This window comes from Catellatospora sp. IY07-71 (assembly GCF_018326265.1).
Taxonomy (GTDB): domain Bacteria; phylum Actinomycetota; class Actinomycetes; order Mycobacteriales; family Micromonosporaceae; genus Catellatospora.
This window is the reverse complement of record NZ_AP023360.1, coordinates 8,140,642-8,164,234: the sequence shown is the minus strand read 5'-3', so window position 1 is coordinate 8,164,234 and position 23,593 is coordinate 8,140,642. Positions and strand designations below refer to the sequence as shown.

The following is a 23,593-nucleotide window of genomic DNA, read 5'->3' as shown; positions in this document are numbered from 1 at the left end:
ACGGATGTACGAGGGCCGTTCGGTGCTGGTGGCCGGGGCGCGGGTGGCCGGAGCCGCCTGCGCCACCGCCCTGGCGGGCCTCGGCGCCAAGGTGACCGTGGTGGACCGGGCGGCCTCGGCGGAGACCGACCGCCTGGCCGACGCGGGCATCGCGGTGATCATCGGCGAGCCCGACCCCGGGCAGCTGCTGTCGGGCGTGGACCACCTGGTGGTCTCGCCCGGCTTCCCCCCGCACCACCCGCTGGCCCGGGCCGCCGCGGCGGCGGGCATCGAGGTGTACAGCGAGCCGGAGCTGGCCTGGCGCCTGCGCGGCCCGGACGCGCCCCGCTGGCTCGCCGTCACCGGCACCAACGGCAAGACCACCACCGTCACCATGCTGGCGTCGATGCTGGCCGCCGCCGGGCTGCGCACCGCCGCCCTGGGCAACATCGGCATGCCGCTGGTCGACGCGCAGGGCGGCGGCCCCGGCGGCTACGAGGTGCTCGCGGTGGAGCTGTCCAGCTTCCAGCTGCACTGGTCGTCGACGCTCGCCCCGGACGGCGGCGCCCTGCTCAACCTCGCCGACGACCACCTGGACTGGCACGGCGGCTTCGACCACTACGCGGGCGCCAAGACCGCCGTGTGGCGCTCGGCGCACACCGGGGGCACGGCGGTCGGCAACCTCGACGATCCGCGCGTCAGGACGCTGCTGGAGGGCCTGCACGCGGCCCGGGTGCCCGGCCGCCTGGTCGGCTTCACCCTCGACGTGCCGCCGCCCGGCTGCGTCGGCGTGGTCGAGGACGTGCTCGTCGACCGGACCGGCGACGGCGACGCCCACGAGCTGGCCACCCTGGCCGACATCCGGCCCGTCGGCGCGCACAACGTCGCCAACGCCCTGGCCGCCGCCGCGCTCGCCCTGTCGGCCGGGGTCTCCCACGACGCCATCCGGCGCGGCCTGGCCGGGTATGTGCCCGAGCCGCACCGCAACGCCACCGTGGCCACCGTCCGCGGCGTGCGCTGGGTCGACGACAGCAAGGCCACCAACCCGCACGCGGCGGCGGCCTCGCTGACCTCGTACGAGCGGATCGTGTGGGTGGCCGGGGGGCAGCTGAAGGGCGTCGACATCGACGAGCTGGTGGCCCGGATCGCGCCCCGGCTGTCCGGCGCCGTGCTGCTCGGCGTCGACCGCGCCGAGGTGGCCCAGGCGCTCGCGCGACACGCGCCCCACCTGCCCGTGGTGGACGTCGCCCGCACCGATGATGGGGCGATGGCGGAGGTCGTGGCCGCGGCCGCCCGGCTGGCCGAGCCGGGCGACACCGTGCTGCTCGCGCCCGCCGCCGCCTCGCTCGACATGTTCCCCAGCTACGCCCGCCGCGGCGACGCCTTCGCCGAGGCGGTGCGCGCCCTGCCTGCCCCGGCGGCCTGACCCGCACCGCACCGGCCCCGCCGGGACAACCGAACAGCACCCCGTCCGCAGCCGCCGAGATCGGAGTCCGCACGATGTCCGGTGACGCCCGTACGGCAGCGCCGCCCGCGGAGGCGGGCACGCCGGCCCCCCGCGCGCTGCGGGCGGACCTGTTCACCTGGGCGGCCGCGCTGCGCGGGCTGCTGTCCCGGCCGCTGGCGTCGTACTACCTGCTCCTGGCCAGCGCCGGCCTGCTGCTGATGATCGGCCTGGCGATGGTCTACTCGGCGACCAGCGTGGCCGCGTACAACGCCAGCGGCAACGCGTTCTCGGTGATCGCGCAGCAGGTGGTGGCCGCGGTGATCGGCCTGGCCGCGTTCTGGGTGTGCCAGCGCCTGCCGCGGCGCACCTTCCGGGCCATGGCGCCGGTCGCGCTGACGGTCTCGATCGTGCTGCTGGTGCTGATGGACGGCATCGCGCTGCTGTACGCCTCGAAGGTGCTGCCGCAGCCGGCGATCGGCTTCATCCACTCCGAGACGCTGTGGCTGTACATCGGGCCGGTGCAGCTGCAGCCGTCGGAGCTGGCGAAGTTCGCGCTGGTGCTGTGGGGCGCGGACGTGCTGACCCGCAAGGGCCGGGCGATCGTGCACCCGAAGGAGCTGCTGACCCCGCTGTTCCCCCTGGTGGGCCTGCTGTTCGTGCTGGTGGGCTACACCGACCTGGGCACCATGCTCTGCCTGCTGATCCTGTTCATCGGCCTGCTGTGGGCGGCGGGCGTGCCGCTGCGCTACTTCGGCATGCTGCTGGGCGCGGGCCTGGCCGGCATCGCGCTGCTCATCGTGGCGCCGGGGCGCTCGGGCTACCGCTCCGACCGGTTCGGCGCGTTCTTCCAGAACGACGCCGAGATCATCAACTGCCCGGGCCGGGACGACTCCTGCTGGCAGGCCAAGCAGGGCCTGCTGGCGATCTCCGACGGCGGCTGGTTCGGGGTCGGGCTGGGCAAGAGCAGCCTGAAGTGGAACTGGCTGCCCAGCGCGCACAACGACTTCATCTTCGCGGTGATCGCCGAGGAGCTGGGCGTGGTCGGCTGTCTGGTGGTGCTGTCGCTGTTCGCCGTGCTCACCTACACCGGCCTGCGCATCGCGCGCCGGGTCAACGACCCGTTCCGCCGGATGGCGGCGTGCGCGGTGACGCTGTGGCTGGTCGCCCAGGCCGTGATCAACATCGGCGGGGTGGTGAAGCTGCTGCCGATCACCGGCCTGCCGCTGCCGTTCATCTCCGACGGCGGCACCGCGCTGATCGTGACCCTGGCCGCGGTCGGCATGCTCGCGTCGTTCGCCCGCGCGGAGCCCGACGCGGCCCGAGCCCTGCATGCCCGTCCGGCCCCGAAGTGGGTCCAGCTAGTGTGGGCGCCGTTGCCACCGTTGCCGGCGCCGGCGCGACCCGCCGACGCGGCGGCGTCGCCGGACACGGGGACGGCGGCGGCGAAGGCGAAGACCGGGCAGGCGAAGGAGCCTGCGGCCGGCGGGGGCGGCGGTACGGGCGAGAGGAGACGCTGATGGTGCAAGGTGACGGTCGACTGCGATCGGTGGTGCTGGCCGGCGGAGGCACCGGCGGGCACATCTACCCGCTGCTGGCGTTCGCGGACTGCCTGCGCCGCCACGATCCGGACATCCGGATCACCTGCCTGGGCACGCCGCGCGGCCTGGAGACCGAGCTGATCCCGGCGGCGGGCTACGACCTGCGCCACGTCCCGGCGTTCCAGCTGCCCCGCTCGGTGAACATGAACCTGCTGCGCACCCCGGACCGGATGTACCGGTCGACCAAGGCGGCGCGCGCGATCATGGACGAGGTGCAGGCCGACGCGGTGGTGGGCTTCGGGGGGTACGTCTCCGTGCCCGCATACCTGGCGGCCTGGCGGCGGCACACGCCGATCGTGATCCACGAGGTGAACGTGCCCGCCGGCATCGCCAACAAGCTGGGCATGAAGTTCACCGACAACGTCGCGGTGGGTTTCCCGCACCAGCCGCGCCAGGACGAGGCGCTGCGTGACGCGACCGTGGTCGGCGTGCCGCTGCGGCAGTCCCTGGCGACGGTGGACCGGGTCGCGCTGCGCGAGCAGGCCCGCGCCCACTTCGGCCTGGACCCGCACCGGCCGACCCTGTTCGTGTTCGGCGCCTCGCAGGGCGCCCGCTCGATCAACCTGGCCGTGGCCGCCTCGGCGAAGGCGCTGACCTCGGCCGGGGTGCAGGTGCTGCACGTGATCGGCGCCCGCAACGAGGACTTCGACGTGCCCAGCGGGCTGGACGCGCCGTACGTGCGGGTCAAGTTCATCAACGAGATGCAGCTGGGCTACGCCGCGGCCGACCTGGCGCTGTGCCGGGGCGGCGCGATCACCTGCGCGGAGACCGCCGCGCTGGGGGTGCCCGCGATCTACGTGCCGCTGCCATACGGCAACGGCGAGCAGCGGCGCAACGCCCTCCCGGTCGTTGAGGCTGGTGGGGGACTTATCGTGGACGACGCCGAGCTGACCCCGCAGTGGATCGAGCAGAACGTGCTGCCGCTGGTGACGGACTCGTCCCGGCTTGCCACGATGGGCTACGCGGCGGCCGCGTACGGCCGGCGCGACGGTGACGAGCAGCTGCGCTCGTTCCTGCTGAACGCGCTGGCGTCGGCGAAGCGGAACTAGGGAGGCGTGCAGTGGAGACGGCGGAGATGATCCCGGCGGGTGTGCTCACCGCGGAGGACCTGGGCCGGGTGCACATGATCGGGGTCGGCGGCGTCGGCATGAGCGGGCTGGCCCGGCTGCTGCTCACCCGCGGCGTGCCGCTGTCCGGTTCGGAGCTGCGCGAGTGGCCGCACCTGGCCGCGCTGCGGGCGCTGGGCGGCACCATCTACATGAGCCACGACGTGTCGAACCTGGACGGGGTGGACACGGTCATCTACTCGACCGCGATCCCGGCCGATCACGTGGAGCTGGCCGAGGCGCGCCGGCGCGGGCTGCGCGTGCTGCACCGCTCGGAGGCGCTGGCCGCGGCGATGACCGGCCGGCGCACCATCGCGGTGGCGGGCACCCACGGCAAGACCACCACCACCTCGATGATCACGCTGATCCTGCAGCACGCCGGGCTGGCCCCGTCGTTCGTGATCGGCGGCGAGATCTCCGAGGTGGGCTCGAACGCCCACCACGGCAGCGGCGAGTACTTCGTGGCCGAGGCCGACGAGAGCGACCGCTCGTTCCTGCTCTACCGGCCGCACGTGTCGATCATCACGAACGTGGAGGAGGACCACCTCAACACGTACGGCACGCTGGCCAACCTGGAGGACGCGTTCGTCGAGTTCGGCACCCTGATCGAGGCCGACGGCTTCGTGGTGACCTGCGCCGACGACCCGGGCGCGCAGCGGGTCACCGCGCGGCTGCGCGACCTGGGCCGCACGGTGTTCACCTACGGCGAGTCGCCCGAGGCGGACCTGCGGGTCACCGAGATCACCACGACCGCCGCGGGCGTGCGCTACCTGGCCGCGCTGGACGGCAAGGAGCTGGGCGAGTTCTCCATGCCGGTGCCGGGGCGGCACCTCGGCCTCAACAGCGCCGCGGCGGTGCTCACCGCGCTCAAGCTGGGCCTGGACCCGGAGGTGGTGGCGGCCGCGCTGGCCGCGCACCCGGGCGTGCGGCGGCGCTTCGAGCTGAAGGGCATCGTCAACGGCGTACGCGTCTACGACGAGTATGCCTACCACCCGACCTCGATGACCGCGGCGCTGCAGACGCTGCGCGAGGTGGCCGGGGACGGCCGCCTGGTGGTGGTCTTCCAGCCGTACCGGATGTACCGCACCCGCGACCTGCAGGCCGAGATCGCGACCGCGCTGTCGCTGGCCGACGAGGCCGTGATCATGGAGGTCTTCGGCCCCGGCGAGGTGCGCGAGCCCGGCGAGGGCGGGGTGGCGCTGACCGCGGCGATCCCGCTGCCCGAGGCGCAGAAGGTGTTCGTGCCGTCCTGGGAGGACGTGCCGGGCGAGGTGGTGCGGCGGGTCCGGGAGGGCGACGTCGTGGTGACCATGGGCGCCCCGCCGATCTCGCTGATGGGCGACGAGCTCATGCCGGCCCTGTCCGCGCGCGGCGACGCCCCCTCGCCGAACGGCTACGTCGCCCGCCACGCCTCGCCGGACGCGCGAGAGCAGGGCTGATGCCGGACGGCCGGGACCCCTCGGCAGGCTCGCGCCGCAGCTGGCGGCTGGTGCGGGCGGGCACCGACGCGATCCCGCCCTGGGTGCGGCGGTTCATGCAGCAGTACGGCGCACGGCGCGCCCGCCTCCCGCTCTCCCGGGCGGGGCGGGTGCGCCGGCGCCGGCAGATCGTGGCCCGACTCGGCATGGCGCTGGCCGGGCTGCTGGCCGTCGGCACGCTGGGCTGGCTGATCTTCGTCTCGCCCGTGCTCGGCGTACACGACGTCTGGGTCGAGGGTGCTCTCGTCCTGGAGGCCGACCAGGTGGTCGCGGCCGCGGCGGTGCCCGACGGCACCCCGCTGGCCCGGGTGGACACCGACGCGGTCCGCGACCGGGTGGCCAAGCTGCCGCCGGCCCGCGAGGTCACCGTGTCGCGGCGCTGGCCGTCCACTCTGGTCATCGAGATCGTGGAGCGCTCGCCGGTGGGCGCGGTGCCCAACGGAAAGAAGTACGATCTTTTCGATGATCATGGTGTGATCTACCGTACGGTCACCAGCGTGCCGTCCGGGGTGGCCCGGGTGGAGCTGGCCACGCCGGGTCCGCAGGACACCTCGACCCAGTCGGCGCTCGTGGTGCTGCGGTCGCTCGGCGAGCGCCTGCGCTCCGAACTGGTCACACTGGTGGTCGAGGGTCCGGCCCGGATCCGGCTGGAACTGCGCGGCGACCGCGTCGTGACCTGGGGAGACGCTGAGGAGAGCGAGATGAAGGCGAAGGTGGCGACCGCGTTGCTGGCCAAGCCGGACAAGCGCATCGACGTCAGCGGCGTGCCCGAGGTCGTGACCCTCGGCTGACCCGGCCGGGCGGTGTGCACGAGGTCTCCATTATGGAAGACGAGACACGCCGTGATGGTCCTTGGATCACGGCGTGCCGACGCTTACGTTTTCGTACAAGACAATGATTGACATAACCGTAAGGCTCTAGTAGAGGTTTAGGGTTTCCGCCCGACCCTCTGCCGGAGCGGCAGCGACCGGGGTCCGCCCCGCCGTTGCGGCACGACAGGCCGGGTGGGGGCGCTGCCCTCGCCCTTGTGGCACAAGAGCCTCGAAGGAAGGGTCCGATGACACCTCCGCACAATTACCTCGCGGTCATCAAGGTCGTCGGCATCGGCGGCGGTGGCGTGAATGCCGTCAACCGCATGATCGAGGTCGGCCTCAAGGGCGTGGAGTTCATCGCCATCAACACCGACGCGCAGGCGCTGCTGATGAGCGACGCCGACGTCAAGCTCGACGTCGGCCGGGAGCTGACCCGCGGCCTGGGCGCCGGGGCCAACCCCGACGTGGGCAAGAACGCCGCCGAGGACCACCGCGACGAGATCGAGGAGGTGCTCAAGGGCGCCGACATGGTCTTCGTGACCTGCGGCGAGGGCGGCGGCACCGGCACCGGCGGCGCGCCCGTGGTGGCCAACATCGCCCGCAAGCTCGGCGCGCTGACCATCGGCGTGGTGACCCGGCCGTTCTCGTTCGAGGGCAAGCGCCGCCAGGTGCAGGCCGAGTCCGGGATCGAGGAGCTGCGCAACCAGTGCGACACGCTCATCGTCATCCCGAACGACCGGCTGCTGGCGCTGGGCGACCGCGGCATCACCATGATGGACGCGTTCCGCCAGGCCGACCAGGTGCTGCTGTCCGGTGTCCAGGGCATCACCGACCTGATCACCACGCCGGGTCTGATCAACCTGGACTTCGCCGACGTCAAGAGCGTCATGAGCGGCGCGGGCAGCGCGCTCATGGGCATCGGCAGCGCCCGCGGCGACAACCGCGCGGTGGAGGCGGCCGAGCGCGCCATCTCCAGCCCGCTGCTGGAGCAGAGCATGGACGGCGCGCGCGGCGTGCTGCTGTCCATCGCGGGCGGCTCCGACCTCGGCCTGTTCGAGATCAACGACGCGGCGCAGCTGGTCACCGACGCGGCCCACCCGGACGCGAACATCATCTTCGGCGCGGTCATCGACGACGCGCTCGGCGACGAGGTGCGGGTGACCGTGATCGCGGCGGGCTTCGACGGCGGCTCGCCGTCGTACAAGCCGGTCGAGATCCCCCGCAAGGTGACCCCGCCGGTGGAGGCGCCCACGCTGCGCCACCCGACGCCCACCAGCACCCCGCCGGCCCAGTCGCAGCGCAAGGTGCTGTTCGACGACGTGGACGTGCCCGACTTCCTGAAGAACGGTTCCTAGTTCTTCAGGAGGCAGCCGGCTCAGCCGGAAGAACGGGTCCTAGGGCCCGGCCTGCGTGATCGAAGCTCTTGCCATGCGGTAAGAACAGCATGGCGGGAGCTTCGAGCGCGGGTGGGGTGGATCGTGACGGACGAGCGGCGCGAGCAGATCGCGGCGAACCTGGCGGCGGTACGCGAGCGCATCGCGGCCGCCGCGGCGAAGGCGGGCCGGGACCCGCGCGAGATCACCCTGGTCGCCGTGACCAAGACCTACCCGGCCGCCGACGTGCTGCACCTGGCCGCCCTGGGCGTCACCGACGTGGGGGAGAACCGGGACCAGGAGGCGGCCCCCAAGGCGGCCGAGACCGCGGCGGCAGGGGCGGACCTGCGCTGGCACTTCATCGGGCAGCTGCAGCGCAACAAGGCCCGCTCGGTGGCCTCGTACGCGGCGATGGTGCACTCGGTCGACTCGGTGCGCCTGGCGTCCGCCCTGGACGCCGCCGCGGCGCGTGCGGCCGGCGAGGGCCGCCCCGGCCCGCTGGACGCGCTGGTGCAGCTCAGTGTGGACGGTGATCCGGAGCGCGGCGGCGCGCTGGCCGAGGGCGACGATCCGGATCGCGGGCTGCGGCGGGTGGCGGCGGCGCTGGCCGAGGCCGCCCACCTGCGGCTGCGCGGCGTGATGGCGGTGGCGCCGCTGGACTGGGCGCCCGAGCGGGCGTTCGCGGAGGTGGCCCGGTGCGCCGCGCTGATCCGGGCGGAGCATCCTGATGCGACGGTGGTCTCCGCGGGCATGAGCGACGATCTGGACGAGGCCGTGGCGTGCGGCGCGACACATGTGCGCATCGGCAGCGCATTGCTCGGAATGCGACCACCCCTGCGGTAGCCTGGCGGCGAGGCACCGAAATTACACGAGTGTGGTTAACCCATGTGAGTGAAGATGTAGGTGCGGCAGGCACCGGCCTCGTGGCGGGCTTTATGGAGAGCCGGTGGCTGCGCGAGAGCGGCACAGGCACGGGGGTTTGTGCCGCACGGCGGACGGAGGGGCGCGGCAATGGGCGCACTGCGGAAGGCGGGTGTCTGGCTCGGGCTGGTCGAGGACGATGACGAGCACGAGTACGACGACGCTGCCTACGACAAGGGATACACCTCCGGTTACCGCGACCGCGGGGGCCGCCGCGACCGGGCGGAGGACCGCTACTCGCGTGACGGGGGTCGGTACAACGACGACTTCGAGGACGACGACGACCTGGACGAGGCGCCGTCGGTGCCGCGCACCCGCATGGCGGTCGACCGCAGCGGCTCGGCCCGGCTGGAGGCCGCGCGCGAGTCGGCGCGGGCCGAGGCCACGCGGCTGAACGTGGAGGCGCGCCTGGAGGCGGCGCGGGCCGAGCGGGCCACCGTGCGCCCGATAACCCGTCCGCTGACCGCCGCGCCGGCCGCGTCGGCCACCACCACCGCCACGCGGGACAACCTGGCGCTCGCGCCCCAGGTGCAGCCCCAGCAGCGGGTGGCGCCGCCGGTCGAGGACGACCGCCGGCCGCAGATCACCACGCTGCATCCCACCACGTACAACGAGGCGCGGCAGATCGGGGAGCGGTTCCGGGACGGCACGCCGGTGATCATGAACCTTACGGAGATGGACGAGGCGGACGCCAAGCGTCTGGTTGACTTCGCGGCGGGACTCGCATTCGGGTTGCGGGGTACGATCGAGCGCGTCACCAACCGGGTGTTCCTGCTCTCACCGGCCAATGTCCAGGTCACCGCCGAGGACAAGGCCAAGATCGCCGAGGGTGGGTACCTCAACCAGTAAGCCAGCCCTACCGAGGGACGCCGACTGTCGTGTTTTCGCCTGTCCTGCAGGTCGCCTATCTCGCGATCTACCTGTTCTACCTGGTGCTCCTGGCCAGGTTCGTGATGGGCTACGTGCTCTCCTTCAGCAGGCGCTGGCAGCCGGCCCGTGGGTCGGCTGCCGCGCTCGAAGTGGTGTGGAGCGTCACTGATCCGCCTCTCAAAGCGTTGAGGCGTGTGATCCCACCGTTGCGCATTGGTACCGTGAGCATCGACCTGAGCTCCATCGTCCTGTTGATTATCCTTTTAGTGCTGATGATTATCGTTCGGAGCCTGATCCTCGGGTGACCCCCACCCGTTGATCGGACGCCGACGCGGCCGCGACTGACCCGAGGAGTTTCGATGCCGCTCACCCCGGCCGACGTGCACAACGTCGCCTTTAAAAAGCCTCCGATCGGCAAGCGGGGGTATGACGAGGAGGAGGTCGACGCCTTCCTTGATGAGGTTGAGCGCGAACTCGCCCGTCTGATCGAAGAGAACAGTGAGCTGCGCATGCAGGCCGAGCGCGGTGGCGGTGGCCGCCCGGTCGGTCCCGGCGGGCCCGACCCGCGCCTGGCGGCCGAGCTCAACGAGATGAAGGCGCAGCTCGACCGCATGCAGCGGGACAAGTCGGCCGCCGAGCAGGCCGCCCGCGCCATGCAGAACGAGCTGGAGCAGCTGCGCGGCGGCGGCATGGCGGCCGCGGCGGCCATGTCCGGCCCGGAGGGCGAGCAGCAGGCGCTGCGCGTGCTGATGATGGCCCAGCGCACCGCCGACGACCACGTGTCGGACGCGCGCCGCGAGGCCGACAAGGTGCTGTCCGAGGCCCGCTCCAAGGCGGAGGAGGTCACGCGCGACGCGCGGGCCAAGGCCGACGCGCTGGAGCGCGACGCCCGCCAGCGCCACCAGGAGGCGATCAGCGGCCTGGACGCCAAGCGCACGGCGCTGCAGCAGCACATCGACACGCTCAAGCAGTTCGAGCGGGAGTACCGCACGCGCCTGAAGGCGTACCTGGAGAGCCAGCTGCGCGACCTCGAGGGCCGTGGGCAGAGCCTCGAGGCCGAGATCGGCCGTGGCGAGGACCGCCCGGCGGGCTCGGGCGGCCTGGCCGCCGCGGGCTCGGGCTCCTTCAACGGCCGCTGATCCGGCCAGGTCACCCGCGCCGCGCGACGCGTCCCGGGGCGGTCCGCCCTGACGGCGGGCCGCCGGGACGTGCCGGCGCGGGCCGACCCGAGCACCACAGAGCTTGACCAGCACCACCGGCTTCACCAGCACCACCAGTAACTCACCCCTCCAGCGCCACCGCGGCAGCCTCACCCCTCGACAGCTGCCGTTCGCACGCAGATGGAAGAACGAGCCCGGACAGGGCCGGCCGGCACACGCCGGCACGGTGGCCCGGGTTCGCCGGTGCGGGACCCTCCCGTGTCGGAGTGAGAAGACGGGTTCGCAGCCGCCCGGTCCCCCCGGACGGTCTGCCTGCCCTTCGACACCTGGATCTAGCCGACGCGGCGGGGGTGAGCTGTGATAGTCGCAAGTCTGCTGCTCATCCTCGTTGCCGTTGTGCTGCTCGTGCTGGGACTCACGGACGGGTCGAGCGGTCTGCTCGTCGGTTCGATCGGTACCAGCCTGCTGGCTGCGGTCGCCCTCGTGGTGGGCGCGCGCCAGGCCGCCGCCGCCAGGGCCGCGGCGGGCATCCTCGACGACGAGGACGACGAGCAGTTCGACGGTGACGAGGATGACGAACCGGTCGGCCGCCGTGCCGGCGGCCGGGCCGTGGTGCCGCCCCGGGTCCCGGAGCGGGACGACTGGGACGACGAGCCGGTGCGCCAGCCGGTGCTCGGCCGCACCGACACCGAACCGATGGCCTCGGGATACCAGCAGACCGAGGTGGTCCTGCCCGCACAGGGCGCCGGTGGGCGGGCCGACGACTTCGACGACGAGGACCCGCCGGACGAGCCCGTGGCGCAGCGGGTCTCCCCGGCCGACGCCGCCCGGATCGCCCGGATGGGGGCCGAGGTGCTGGTCATCGACGGGCGCCCGCGCTACCACGTGGCGGGCTGCGTGCACCTGCTGGGCCGCCCGTACGAGCCGCTGCCGGTCTCCGAGGCCGTCGACCTCGGATTCAGCCCGTGCGGGCTGTGCGAGCCGGACAGCGCGCTGCTGGCCGACGCGCGCCGGGTCTGACCACCGGCCCGGTCCTCCGGTGTCTCCGCTGATCTCCTCGGGTGGGAGCCCGGGAGGGTACGGCGACCGCCCACGCGGCGCCGCACCGCTCCCGGCTCCCCGGCGGGACACCGGAGGACCTGCCGTCACGTCCGGTGAGCCGGACCGGCACAATGGGCTATGGCACGTGATCGATCAGCGTCGGTGACAGAACCCGCCGTTGTCGCGGTTCGGGTCAAACCGGGCGCGGGCCGCACCAGGGTGGGCGGCGCCTACCCGGGGCCGCACGGGCCCGCGCTGATCGTCGCCGTGCAGGCCCCCGCCGTGGACGGCCGCGCGACCGAGGCGGCCCGCCGGGCGCTGGCCGAGGCGCTGGAGCTGCCGGCCGCGAGCGTCTCCCTGCGCACCGGCCAGACCAGCCGGGACAAGCTGTTCCTCGTCGCGTCGCCCCCGGCCGATCTCGGCGCCCGCCTGTCCGCGCTGCGCGAGGCGGCACATTGATCCCGCACCTGGACGTGGCCCTGCTGATCGGGGCCGCGGTGCTGCTCGTCGCCGTGGCCGCGGTGCGCTGGTCCACCCGCCTGGGCGTGCCGAGTCTGCTGGTCTACCTCGCGCTCGGCGTGCTGCTGGGCTCCGTCTTCGGCCTCCGGTTCGACGACGCCGAGGTCACCCGGATGCTCGGCACCTGCGCCCTGGTCCTGATCATCGCGGAGGGCGGCCTGACCGCCCGCTGGACCATGCTGCGTCCCGTGCTGGGCCTGGCCTCGGCGCTGGCCACGGTCGGCGTGGTGGTCAGCGTCGCGGTGGTCGCGGTCTCCTGCCACTTCCTGCTCGGCTGGGACTGGCGCACCTCCGCGCTGATCGGCGCGGTGCTGTCCTCCACCGACGCGGCGGCGGTCTTCTCCACCCTGCGCCGGCTGCGGCTGCGGCCCCGGCTGGTGGCCACGCTGGAAGCCGAGTCGGGCATCAACGACGCCCCGGTCGTCCTCCTGGTCATCCTGCTGTCGACGACGGGCGCGGTCGGGCCGTGGTGGCTGGAGGCGCTGGTCATCTCGTACGAGCTGCTGGCCGGTGCCGTGATCGGCCTGCTGGTCGGCCTGGTCGGCCGGGAGCTGCTGCGCCGGGCGGCGCTGCCCGCGGCCGGCCTCTACCCGCTGGCCGCGATCGGGCTGACCGTGCTCGCGTACGCGGGCGGCGCCGTCGCGCACGCCTCCGGCTTCCTGGCGGTGTACGCGGCCGGGGTGGTGCTGGGCAACGCGCGGCTGCCGCACCGGCAGGCGATCCTCGGGTTCGCCGACGGGCTGGCCTGGCTGTCCCAGATCGGGCTGTTCGTCCTGCTCGGCCTGCTGGTGTCGCCGCCCGGCCTGATCGAGATGCTGGTGCCCGCGGTGCTGGTGGGCGTGGTGCTGACCTTCGCGGCGCGGCCGCTGTCGGTGCTGGTCTGTGCGACGCCGTTCGGGGTGGGCTGGCGCGAGCAGGCGTTCCTGTCCTGGGCGGGGCTGCGCGGGGCGGTGCCCATCGTGCTGGCGACCATCCCGATGGCGCAGCGGATGCCGGGGGCCGAGACGCTGTTCAACATCGTGTTCGTGCTGGTGGTGCTGTTCACCCTGGTGCAGGCGGGCACGCTGCCCGAGGTGGCCCGGCGGCTGCGGGTGACCGCCCCGGCCGAGGCGACCGAGCTGCGGGTGGAGACCGCGCCGCTGGAGCGCATGCACGCCGACCTGCTGCAGCTGGAGGTGCCGGACGGCTCCGGCCTGGCCGGGGTGCACCTGGACGAGCTGCGGCTGCCGGTGGGCGCGTCGGTGACGCTGGTGCTGCGGGGCGGTGTCGGGTTCGTGCCGGATCGCGACACCCGGCTGCGGATGGGCGACAGCCTCCTGATCGTGACCACCGAGGCGGTCCGGGACGAGGCCGAGCGGCGGCTGCGCGCGGTGAGCCGGCGGGGCCGGCTGGCGCACTGGTTCGGGGAGGACGGCCGGGAACACGGTGACTAGGTGATATTGTCCCTTTTGCCAATTTAATGGGAAAGGGAGGGGCCGGGACGGTCGTGTCCGGAGGGCCCATCGGGGCGCATCCGGCCGCGTACGGCGAAGGCGGTCCTGCGCGTTGTCGCGAAATGGTCAGGCAGCGCGTGGCATGTTTGTGGACCGTCCATACGTTCCGTATTCTTGCCAGCCTATTGGAGTGCGCGGCCTGAGCCGCGCGCCCGTTTTGCATCTGGGGGACGCCATGGCCGAGAGGACAGGCGGGAGCAAGACCGGAGCGGCGGCGAAGAAGGCCGTCGCGAAGACCACCGCGGCGCCGAAGCGCTCCGTGAAGACAGTGGCTGCGGGGGCGGCCACGGCGAAGGGGGAATCGGTGACGGCTACCTCAGAGACCACGCCCGCCAAGAGCGTGAGCGCGAAGGCGCCCGCGACCGAGCGGAAGACGGCGGCCAAGCCCGCCGCGGCCGCGGCCGACGCCAAGAAGTCGGCCCGCGCCACCACGGCCACCCGGCGGCCTGCCGCCGGAGCGGAAGAGAATCCCCCTGCCCAGGCAACGCCGAGCGCCGCCACGTCCGCGGCCGAGGGAGCGACCATGGTCAAACCTGCCGAGTCCAAGACCGCCAGCCGGACGGCCGCCAAGGCCACCCCGGCGAAGAAGGGTGATCGCAGCGCCGCGGAGACCGAGAAGATCCGGCAGGCGCTCACCGCGCGCCGCGACGAGCTGCAGGAGGAGTACGACCACACGCTCGTGGAGATCGCCGAACTGCAGCGGGACCGCCTCACCGACTCGGCCGGCGACGACCAGGCCGACACCGGCACCAAGACGTTCGAGCGCGAGCAGGAGATCACCCTCGCCAACAACATCCTGGAGCGCATCACCCAGGTCGAGCGCGCATTGGAGCGGCTCGATGAGGGAAGCTACGGGTGGTGCGAGCGGTGCGGCAACCCGATCCCGGTGGAGCGGCTGGCCGCGTTCCCCTCGGCCACGCTGTGTGTGACGTGCAAGCAGCTGGAGGAGCGCCGCTGACCACGTAAGGTGGTCGCGGCGTGAACGGCAGGGCGCGAAGGCGCCCGGGACAGGGGAGTGTGTCGGTGGAGCAGGCGGACCAGAGGGAACCGGAACACTCCCCAAGCCGGATCAGCCGCGGCAAGGCGGTCGGGATCTTCGCGGCTATGGCGGTGTTCGCCCTCGGGCTGGACGTGGCCACCAAGGAGTGGGCGACGAAGCTGGACCCGGACGAGCCGATCCGGCTGCTGGGCGGCGCGGTCTACATGTCGCTGACCCGCAACAGCGGCGCGGCGTTCAGCCTCTTCGCCGACCACACCTACATCTTCCCGATCATCGCGGTCGGCGTGCTCTGCTGGATCGGGTGGATGGCCCGCCAGCTGCGCTCGCTGCCCTGGGCGCTGGCGCTGGGCATGGTGCTCGGCGGTGTGGTGGGCAACCTGCTCGACCGCGTCTTCCGGGCGCCGGCCCCGTTCCACGGGCACGTGGTGGACTTCATCAGCGTGTTCGACCCGCACGGGCAGGCCTTCCCGATCTTCAACGTGGCGGACATGGCCCTGGTCGGCGGCGTCAGCCTGGCGATCCTGCTGGAGCTGCTGGGCCGCCAGCGCGACGGCACCCGGATCAGCTCCGGCAAGGACGACGACGCCCAGGCCACCGACCTGCACGCGCAGCGCCGCGGCCAGGCCCGGCACGAGGTGCGGGCGCTGGGCGACCCGCGCGACCCGGCTTCGGCCAACGTCCCGACCGACCCGCGCTCCCAGGCGTGGGGCGCATGAGCCTGCGCGGTGAGAGCCGCTCGCTGCCGGTGCCCGACGGCCTGGACGGGATGCGGCTGGACCAGGCGGTGTCCCGGCTGTTCGGGCTGTCCCGCACCGCGGCGGCGACCCTGGTGGAGGCCGGCGACGCGCTCGTCGACGGCGTGCCCCGGGGCAAGTCGGACAAGGTGACCGGCGGCAGCTGGCTGGAGGTGACCCTGCCCGCCCCGCCCACCGCACCCGAGGTGGTCGCCGAGCGGGTCGAGGGTCTGCGGATCATCCACAGCGACGACGACATCGTCGTGGTCGACAAGCCGGTCGGGGTGGCCGCCCACCCCAGCCCCGGCTGGACCGGCCCCACCGTGATCGGCGGGCTGGCCGCGATGGGCCAGACCGTCGCCACCAGCGGCGCCGCCGAGCGCCAGGGTGTGGTGCACCGGCTCGACGTGGGCACCACCGGCCTGATGGTGGTGGCCAAGAGCGAATCGGCGTACAGCGCGCTCAAGTGGGCGTTCAAGCACCGGGAGGTGGACAAGCGCTACCACGCGGTGGTGCAGGGCCACCTCGACCCGCTGCGCGGCACGGTCGACGCCCCCATCGACCGGCACCCGACGCACGACTGGAAGTTCGCGGTGATGTCGGGCGGCAAGCCCAGCATCACGCACTACGACACGCTGGAGGCCTTCCCCGCCGCCAGCCTCGTCGACATCAAGCTGGAGACCGGGCGCACCCACCAGATCCGGGTGCACTTCTCCGCACTGCGCCACCCCTGCGTAGGCGATCTGACCTACGGCGCCGATCCGACCCTCGCCGCCCGCCTCGGCCTGCACCGGCAGTGGCTGCACGCGCGCGAGCTCAGTTTCATCCACCCCGGCACCGGACTCGAGGTCCGGTTCGTCAGCGAGTACCCACCGGACCTGGCGCAGGCGCTTTCGCTGCTGCGCGAGGCCGGCTGACACGCGCTCGCGCCCCCCGCGCGAGGCCGGACGAGAGGAACGCCGGATGCGCCCGTTGCGGCATCTGGATCAGGTGGTCGTGCCACGGCTGGCACGGGGTTTCGCCCGCGTGGCGCGGGGCCGGTTGCGGCTGCGGCTGCTGACCGGCGTCGCGCTGTGCGGCGTCACCGGCGCCCTGCTGGCCGTGGTGTGGACCGCGCACCGCGGCACCACCGCGGAGGCCGAGACCGCCATCGGCGAGACGGTGCAGGTCGGCGTCGTGCAGGGGCAGTCGGTGCCGGTGTACGCCCGGCAGGCGCGCTCGGAGCTGGCGACGCTGCTCAAGCGCCCGGCGGCGAGCCCGGTGGAGACGTACGCCCTGGTCAGCCTCAAGGCATACCTGGCACCGAAGCGGCTCACGCCGGTGCTCGGCGGAGTGTCGGTGGTCGAGGTGTTCGCCCGGGTGCCGCTCAAGGAGGCGGACACCCAGTCGGTGCGCATCCCCGCCTTCCAGATCCCGGATGACGTGGTTACCGGGATGCGGCAGGTGGCGCAGCGGCGCGCGGCCGACGCGGGCGACTTCCGGGATCTGGCGGCCAAGCTGCGCACCGCCGACGCCGCCGAGGACCGGCTGCGGGACACCTACCTGGACGACTCCGGGGTGGCCGCGGCCGAGGCGGAGGCCTACCGGGCCGCCTGCACCTGCGTGTACGCGGCCGTGGTGCGGGCGACCCCGGCGGCGCTGGACCAGATCGCCGCGCGGCCCGAGGTGCGCGCGGTCGACCCGGCGCCCGAGGTGCGCCGCCTGGACCGGGCGGTGTTCCTGCCGCCGCTGCCCGAGCAGGTCGGCCAGGCCGGCCCGTCGGCCACCGCCACGCCCTCGGCCCCGGCCGAGGAGTCGCCGTCGGCGGAGCCGTCGGGCGGCTCGTCGGCCGGTCCGGGCGCCGCGGACGGCCCCTCACCCGAGCCCTCGCCACGCCCGTCCGGCAGCCCGGACGCCTCGCCGCAGCCGGCACCGTCCGGATCCGCGCCGGGGGCGGGTGAGGCCACCGCCACCCCGGGCGCGGAGGCGGGCCTGCCGAGCCCGAGCCGGTCCCTGCTGGCTGCGGGCTGACGGGTGTCGCCCGGTGGAGTCCATACTCGGCATCGAATGGTGTCGTTGAACACAGCGGGCGCCGGTACGCAAGGCCTCCTCGCCTTCGGCGGCGGGAATCGGCCGAGAGGGTCTGGAGGAGCGGGTGCCCGAGCACATAGGGTGGTCAAGCCGGTGTCGAGGTGCGTAGCCTGGCAGCGCGTTTGATCATCGGATACTCAGGCAGGGGCGGGGAGGGCGGCACACCGTGGAGCGCAACGGCCACCGTGGGGACGACTCCACCGGGTGGGGCCGGCCCGGCGAGCTGACGCCCGCCGAGCAGACCTCCCGCTGGCGGTTGCTGCTCGACCGGGCCCGCGCCGCCCCGCCGCGCGACGAGCCCCGGCCCTACCCGCCCGGCCCGGCCACGGCCACCTCCACCGGCCCGGTGTACGACGCCCCGCCCACCGAGCGGCTGGAGTGGCGGCCCGCCGCCCGCCCCGACGACGTCGAGCGGGCCGTCTCGGTGCTGCGCCGGCAGCTGGGCAAGCCGCGGGTGCTGGCCTTCGCCAACCCCAAGGGCGGGGTGCACAAGACCACCGCCACCGTGCTGGCCGCCGCCACCATCGGCAGCGTGCGCGGCCGGGGCGTGCTGGCCTGGGACGACAACGAGCTGCGGGGCACGCTGGGCCTGCGCGCCGGCAGCGCCCGGCACGCCCGGACCATCCGGCACCTGCTCGCCGACCTGATCGAGATCGAGAACACGGCGGGGCCCGAGCTGAAGGACCGGCTCGACGACTACCTGCGGCACGCCTCCGACGGGTCGTACGACGTGCTCGCCGGCGAGGAGAACCCGCGCTTCGCCCAGCGCCTCGACCAGCACACAGTGCGCCGCGTGCTGGACCTGCTGCTGCGCACGCACGAGGTGGTCTGCGTGGACACGGGCAACAACGTGGAGAGCGCCAACTGGCAGACGGTGATCCGCGCCGCCGACCAGCTCGTGATCACCACGGTGCCGCGCGAGGACGCCGCGTTCACCGCGGACTGGATGATCGACCTGCTGCACGAGATCGGTCTCGGCGCGCTCGCGGACAACGCGGTGACGCTGCTGTCCTGCGCCACCCCGGGGCACCAGCCGCTGCTGGAGGACTTCCGCAAGCACTTCGCCACCCGGACCCGTGCGGTGGTCGTGGTGCCCTTCGACCCGGCGCTGGAGACCGGCTCCTCGATCGAGCACGGCGCGCTCCAGCCGGCCACCAAGCGGGCGTGGCTGCACGCGGCGGCGGCGATGGTGGAGCCGTTCGGCCGGTGACGCCGGGCACCCCGGGAGCGGCGGGTGGAACGCGTCGGAGCGCCCGACTAGGCTGAGCGGTACCGTCGACAAGCTGGGGGTGGGTGCGCCGTGGGCGACTCTTTCGTGCATCTTCACGTGCACACTGAGTATTCGATGCTCGACGGCGCGGCCCGGCTCAAGGAGCTGTTCAAGGAGGCCGATCGCCTTCAGATGCCCGCCCTGGCGATGACCGACCACGGCAACATGTTCGGCGCGTACGACTTCTACAAGCAGGCCACGGCCGCGGGCATCAAGCCGATCATCGGGGTGGAGAGCTACCTGACCCCGAACACGCCCCGCCAGGAGCGCACCCGGGTGCGCTGGGCCGAGGGCGGCGAGAACGACGTCTCCGGCGGTGGCGCGTACACCCACATGACGATGCTGGCGGCCGACGCCGACGGCCTGCGCAACCTGTTCCGCATGCAGTCGCAGGCCAGCCTCGACGGCTACTTCTACAAGCCGCGCGCCGACCGCGACCTGCTGCACAAGTACGGCAAGGGCGTCATCGCGACCACGGGGTGCCCGTCCGGCGAGATCCAGACCTGGCTGCGCATCGGCGACTTCGACAAGGCCGTGGCGGCGGCGGGCGAGTTTCAGGACATCTTCGGCAAGGAGAACTTCTACCTGGAGCTGATGGACCACGGCATCAGCATCGAGAAGGCCGCCCGCGAGGGGCTGGACCGGCTGCGCAAGCACATGAATCTCAAGCCGGTGGTCACCAACGACCTGCACTACACCTACGCGCACGACGCCGACGCGCACGAGGTGCTGCTGTGCGTGCAGTCCGGCTCCACCATGGCCGACCCGAAGCGGTTCAAGTTCGACGCCCGCGACTTCTACCTGAAGTCCGCCGAGGAGATGCGCCGCCAGTGGGACGAGCTGGTGCCGGGCGCCTGCGACAACACCCTGGAGATCGCCGAGCGGATCGGCGACTACAAGTCGGTGTTCGCGCACCGCAACCTGATGCCGTCGTTCCCGGTCCCGGAGGGCTACACCGAGGAGTCGTGGCTGCGCGCCGAGGTGCACCGGGGCCTGCGTGAGCGCTTCCCGAACGGGGTGCCCGAGGACCGGCTGCGCCAGGCCGACTACGAGCTCGACGTCATCTGCAAGATGGGCTTCCCGGGCTACTTCCTGGTCACCGCCGACCTGTGCGCGTACGCGCGGCAGGAGGGCATCCGGGTGGGTCCGGGCCGTGGCTCGGCGGCGGGCGCGCTGATCGCGTACGCGCTGCGCATCACCGAGCTGGACCCGATGTCGCACGGCCTGCTGTTCGAGCGCTTCCTCAACCCCGACCGCGTGTCCATGCCCGACATCGACATGGACTTCGACGAGCGCCGGCGCGGTGACATGATCCGTTACGCGACCCAGCGCTGGGGCGACGAGCGGGTCGCGCAGATCATCACGTACGGCACAATCAAGGCAAAGGCCGCGATCAAGGACGCGGCCCGGGTGCTGGGTTACCCGTTCGCGGTCGGCGACAAGATCACCAAGGCGATGCCGCCCGCGGTGATGGGCAAGGACATCCCGCTCACCGGCATCTTCGACCCCAACCACCCGCGCTACCCCGAGGCGGTGGAGTTCCGGGCGCTGTACGAGTCCGACCCGGACGCCAAGAAGGTCGTCGACACGGCCAAGGGCATCGAGGGCCTCAAGCGCCAGTGGGGCGTGCACGCGGCCGGCGTGATCCTGTCCGGCGAGCCGCTGATGGACGTGCTGCCGATCCAGAAGCGCGAGCAGGACGGCGCCATCATCACCCAGTGGGACATGGGCGCCTGCGAGTCCATCGGCCTGCTCAAGATGGACTTCCTCGGCCTGCGCAACCTCACGGTCATGGACGACTGCCTGGAGGGCATCAAGTCCAACCGGGGCGTCGACCTGGTGCTGGAGGACCTGCCGCTGGAGGACAAGCCCACCTACGAGCTGCTGGCCCGGGGCGACACCCTGGGCGTGTTCCAGCTCGACGGCGGCCCGATGCGCTCGCTGCTGCGCTCCATGATCCCGGACGGCTTCGAGGACATCTCCGCGGTGCTGGCGCTCTACCGCCCCGGCCCGATGGGCGCCAACGCGCACAACGACTACGCCGACCGCAAGAACGGCCGCAAGCCGGTGGTGCCGATCCACCCCGAGCTCGAGGAGCCGCTGTCGGAGATCCTCGGCGACACCTACGGCCTGATCGTGTATCAGGAGCAGGTCATGGCCATCGCGCAGAAGCTGGCGGGCTACACGCTCGGCCAGGCCGACCTGCTGCGCCGCGCCATGGGCAAGAAGAAGAAGGAGATCCTCGACAAGGAGTACGTGCCCTTCTCCGGCGGCATGAAGGAGAACGGCTACTCCGACGCGGCGATCAAGACGCTGTGGGACATCCTCGTCCCGTTCTCCGACTACGCCTTCAACAAGGCGCACACCGCCGGCTACGGCCTGGTCTCCTTCTGGACGGCGTACCTCAAGGCCAACTACCCGGCCGAGTACATGGCCGCGCTGCTCACCTCCGTCGGCGACGACAAGGACAAGTCCGCCGTCTACCTGGCGGAGTGCCGCCGCATGGGCATCAAGGTGCTGCCGCCGGACGTCAACGCGTCCACCGCCCGGTTCACCGCCGTCGGCGACGACATCCGCTTCGGCCTGGCCGCGGTGCGCAACGTCGGCGCGAACGTGGTCGAGGCGATCGTGCGGGCCCGCAAGGAGCAGGGCGCGTTCACCGACTTCTACGACTTCCTGCGCAAGGTCGACGCGGTGGCCTGCAACAAGCGCACCATCGAATCGCTGATCAAGGCGGGCGCCTTCGACTCGATGGACCACCCGCGCAAGGGCCTGCTCTCGGTGCACGCCGACGCCATCGACTCGTTCATGAGCGTCAAGAAGAACGAGGCCATCGGCCAGTTCGACCTGTTCGGCTCGGCGTTCGGCGGCGGCGACGAGGCCGCGGCGGGCGGCGGCATGATCGTCACCCCGCCCATCCCGGCCGGCGAATGGGACAAGACCGACCTGCTCGTCTTCGAGCGCGAGATGCTGGGGCTCTACGTCTCCGACCACCCGCTGTTCGGCCTGCAGCACGTGCTCAGCAAGGCCGCCGACATGTCCGTCGCGGCGCTGGCCGAGGAGGGCTCCGTCGCAGACGGCGCGATCGTCACGCTGGCCGGCATCCTGTCCGGGGTGCAGCGGCGCATCACCAAGCAGGGCAAGGCCTGGGCCTCGGCGACGCTGGAGGACCTGGACGGCGCGGTCGAGGTGCTGTTCTTCCCGAACACGTACGACCTGGTGGGGCAGTACATCGCCGAGGACGCCATCGTCGTGGTCAAGGGCCGGGTGGACCGGCGCGACGACCAGGCCCGGATGATGGCGATGGACATGTCCATCCCGGACACCACGATCACCGACGACGGCGCCCGGCCGGTGGTGCTGGCGCTGCCCGCCAACCGGGTCACGCCGCCGCTGGCCGAGCGTCTCCGCGAGGTGCTGGCCACCCACCCCGGCAAGGCCGAGGTGCACGTGCGCATCGTCAACGGCCAGAAGAGCACGACATACCGGCTGGGCCCGATGCGGGTGGCACCGGTCCCGGCGCTGATGGCCGACCTCAAGGCGCTACTGGGTCCGGGCGCGCTGGCGGCCTGAGCCTGGCCGCCGGGCTGGGCCGGGCCGCGCGGGCTGGGCGGCCGGGGCATGATCGCGATCTCGTGTCAGAACCTGGGGTTGGACCCGACTTTATGACACGAACTCGCGATCATCGCGGACGCGCACCCGCCGGTGGCCGGCCATCGCGTGCGGGACCGGCGTCAGATGGGGATGTTGGGGTGGTGGTTGCCGGCCTGCTGGGCGCGCTGGCTCGCGGCCACGTCGGCGGAGGTGGTGTTGTCGGCGGCGCCGCCGATGTTGGTGCCCATCGTCTGCAGCGCGGTGCCGACCTGCTGCCACAGCGTCAGGATGGTCGGCGCGATCTTGCTGTAGCCCTCGTCCAGCGCCTTGCCCACGTCGTCCATGCCCCACGGCCGCGACTGCCCGGCCGAGTCGATGCTCGCCCCGATGCCCGAACGCAGCGACGACACGTCCTGACCCGCCGCGAACATGCGGCGGCCCGCGTCGCGCGCCTGGTCCAGGTCCATGTGGGTGCCGTCGCCCGACGGCCAGCTCATGTGCCGGATCGGGATCTCGTCACCGCTCATCGCGCGTCTCCGGCCGGTAGTCCATGATGTCGTCGTGCCGCTTGAGCAGGTCGTTCATGTCGTTGGTGCGCAGGAACGACATCGCGCCGGAGTCGGCCGGCATGACCTCGGCCATGATCGCGGTGACGCCCGCGCCCGCGGCCTCGCTGGCCTGGGCCGCCACCCGGGTGATCTCCTCGGCCAGCCCCGTGGCGCTGTAGGAGCGCAGCGCGGCGGGCTCCAGGTCCACCTTCACCAGCCGGCCGCGCGCGTCGACCTGCACCTTGATGAGACCGTCGCGCGACTTCTCGGTGGCCCGGTAGGCGTGCAGCTTCGCCTGCATCTCGCCCATGCCGGAGCGCAGCTTGTTGTACTGGTCGTGCACCTGCGCGAAGCGTTCCCGCAGCGCCCAGTTGGCGTCGCGATCGGAGCGTTGGGCCATGAGGGGCTGCCCTTTCGTCGTGCTGCCAGTGCCTGACCGACTCTAGCCCGGCTCGGCACGTTGCGCCGCAACCGGGTTGGCGCACTCTTGTCCGGATCGAGTAACTTACCCACAGCGTTCGCGCGCCGATCGACGCGGGCCCGCCGGGGAGCGGGAAGCGTGGCACGCGGACACCGAACT

General features: G+C 72.6%; 19 protein-coding genes and 2 pseudogenes. 19 read left to right on the top strand and 2 right to left on the bottom strand.

All coding sequences use genetic code 11. The features are described from left to right. The first annotated feature begins 4 nt into the window (after positions 1 to 4). The 19 genes and pseudogenes from murD (at position 5) to dnaE (ending at position 22,444) form a co-directional block, all read left to right on the top strand. Positions 5 to 1,405, top strand: coding sequence for a UDP-N-acetylmuramoyl-L-alanine--D-glutamate ligase (murD, locus tag CS0771_RS36530; protein WP_212845218.1), 1,401 nt, complete (start codon positions 5 to 7; stop codon positions 1,403 to 1,405). 74 nt (positions 1,406 to 1,479) lie between these two features. Further along, positions 1,480 to 2,943 carry an FtsW/RodA/SpoVE family cell cycle protein gene (locus tag CS0771_RS36525; protein ID WP_212845217.1) on the top strand — a complete coding sequence of 488 codons (1,464 nt, stop codon included), beginning with the start codon at positions 1,480 to 1,482 and terminating at the stop codon, positions 2,941 to 2,943. Then, on the top strand, positions 2,943 to 4,073 hold the full coding sequence (murG, locus tag CS0771_RS36520) for an undecaprenyldiphospho-muramoylpentapeptide beta-N-acetylglucosaminyltransferase (protein WP_203741002.1): 1,131 nt from the start codon (positions 2,943 to 2,945) through the stop codon (positions 4,071 to 4,073). Before CS0771_RS36525 ends, murG begins: the two co-directional genes overlap by 1 nt. Before the next feature lie 26 nt (positions 4,074 to 4,099). Continuing rightward, positions 4,100 to 5,569: a UDP-N-acetylmuramate--L-alanine ligase gene (gene murC, locus CS0771_RS36515; RefSeq protein WP_212846253.1), complete on the top strand. Its 1,470-nt coding sequence runs from the start codon at positions 4,100 to 4,102 to the stop codon at positions 5,567 to 5,569. Further along, positions 5,569 to 6,399, top strand: coding sequence for a cell division protein FtsQ/DivIB (locus CS0771_RS36510; RefSeq protein ID WP_212845216.1), 831 nt, complete (start codon positions 5,569 to 5,571; stop codon positions 6,397 to 6,399). The genes murC and CS0771_RS36510 overlap by 1 nt, the downstream gene beginning before the upstream one ends. 266 nt (positions 6,400 to 6,665) lie before the next feature. Then, a complete protein-coding gene (gene ftsZ, locus CS0771_RS36505; protein WP_144121468.1) occupies positions 6,666 to 7,775 on the top strand; it encodes a cell division protein FtsZ in 1,110 nt (369 codons plus the stop codon). Between the two features lie 123 nt (positions 7,776 to 7,898). Next, positions 7,899 to 8,636: a YggS family pyridoxal phosphate-dependent enzyme gene (locus CS0771_RS36500; RefSeq protein WP_212845215.1), complete on the top strand. Its 738-nt coding sequence runs from the start codon at positions 7,899 to 7,901 to the stop codon at positions 8,634 to 8,636. 168 nt (positions 8,637 to 8,804) lie between these two features. Continuing rightward, the gene (locus CS0771_RS36495) at positions 8,805 to 9,563 is read left to right on the top strand and encodes a cell division protein SepF (RefSeq protein WP_203741009.1); all 759 of its coding nucleotides are present in this window, start codon (positions 8,805 to 8,807) and stop codon (positions 9,561 to 9,563) included. A 29-nt stretch (positions 9,564 to 9,592) separates the two neighbouring features. Continuing rightward, positions 9,593 to 9,889 carry a YggT family protein gene (locus tag CS0771_RS36490; protein ID WP_203741011.1) on the top strand — a complete coding sequence of 99 codons (297 nt, stop codon included), beginning with the start codon at positions 9,593 to 9,595 and terminating at the stop codon, positions 9,887 to 9,889. A gap of 54 nt (positions 9,890 to 9,943) precedes the next feature. Continuing rightward, positions 9,944 to 10,723 carry a DivIVA domain-containing protein gene (locus CS0771_RS36485; RefSeq protein WP_203741013.1) on the top strand — a complete coding sequence of 260 codons (780 nt, stop codon included), beginning with the start codon at positions 9,944 to 9,946 and terminating at the stop codon, positions 10,721 to 10,723. Between the two features lie 378 nt (positions 10,724 to 11,101). Continuing rightward, entirely contained in the window at positions 11,102 to 11,764 is a 663-nt protein-coding gene (locus CS0771_RS36480; RefSeq protein WP_212845214.1) for a hypothetical protein, read from the top strand. 159 nt (positions 11,765 to 11,923) lie between these two features. After that, complete coding sequence (locus CS0771_RS36475) at positions 11,924 to 12,244, top strand: DUF167 domain-containing protein (protein ID WP_203741017.1); 321 nt, start codon at positions 11,924 to 11,926, stop codon at positions 12,242 to 12,244. Continuing rightward, on the top strand, positions 12,241 to 13,737 hold the full coding sequence (locus tag CS0771_RS36470) for a potassium/proton antiporter (RefSeq protein ID WP_212845213.1): 1,497 nt from the start codon (positions 12,241 to 12,243) through the stop codon (positions 13,735 to 13,737). The genes CS0771_RS36475 and CS0771_RS36470 overlap by 4 nt, the downstream gene beginning before the upstream one ends. A 583-nt stretch (positions 13,738 to 14,320) precedes the next feature. After that, positions 14,321 to 14,755 (top strand): TraR/DksA C4-type zinc finger protein, encoded by a 435-nt coding sequence (locus tag CS0771_RS36465; protein ID WP_212846252.1) that lies wholly within the window; start codon positions 14,321 to 14,323, stop codon positions 14,753 to 14,755. Between the two features lie 146 nt (positions 14,756 to 14,901). Beyond that, a pseudogene (locus CS0771_RS36460) lies at positions 14,902 to 15,363 on the top strand (signal peptidase II); the annotation flags it as partial. A 146-nt stretch (positions 15,364 to 15,509) separates the two neighbouring features. Beyond that, positions 15,510 to 16,448 carry an RluA family pseudouridine synthase gene (locus CS0771_RS36455; RefSeq protein WP_212845211.1) on the top strand — a complete coding sequence of 313 codons (939 nt, stop codon included), beginning with the start codon at positions 15,510 to 15,512 and terminating at the stop codon, positions 16,446 to 16,448. Between the two features lie 46 nt (positions 16,449 to 16,494). Next, positions 16,495 to 17,541 (top strand): hypothetical protein, encoded by a 1,047-nt coding sequence (locus tag CS0771_RS36450; protein WP_212845210.1) that lies wholly within the window; start codon positions 16,495 to 16,497, stop codon positions 17,539 to 17,541. 274 nt (positions 17,542 to 17,815) lie between these two features. Further along, positions 17,816 to 18,811: pseudogene (locus CS0771_RS36445) on the top strand (MinD/ParA family protein); the annotation flags it as partial. A 90-nt stretch (positions 18,812 to 18,901) separates the two neighbouring features. After that, on the top strand, positions 18,902 to 22,444 hold the full coding sequence (gene dnaE, locus CS0771_RS36440) for a DNA polymerase III subunit alpha (protein ID WP_212845209.1): 3,543 nt from the start codon (positions 18,902 to 18,904) through the stop codon (positions 22,442 to 22,444). A 161-nt stretch (positions 22,445 to 22,605) separates the two neighbouring features. On the opposite strand, the gene CS0771_RS36435 is transcribed toward dnaE, so the two are convergent. Further along, on the bottom strand, positions 22,606 to 22,992 hold the full coding sequence (locus tag CS0771_RS36435; RefSeq protein WP_212845208.1) for a hypothetical protein: 387 nt from the start codon (positions 22,990 to 22,992) through the stop codon (positions 22,606 to 22,608). Next, a complete protein-coding gene (locus CS0771_RS36430; protein WP_212845207.1) occupies positions 22,982 to 23,413 on the bottom strand; it encodes a YbaB/EbfC family nucleoid-associated protein in 432 nt (143 codons plus the stop codon). The genes CS0771_RS36435 and CS0771_RS36430 overlap by 11 nt, the downstream gene beginning before the upstream one ends. Between the last annotated feature and the right edge of the window lie 180 nt (positions 23,414 to 23,593).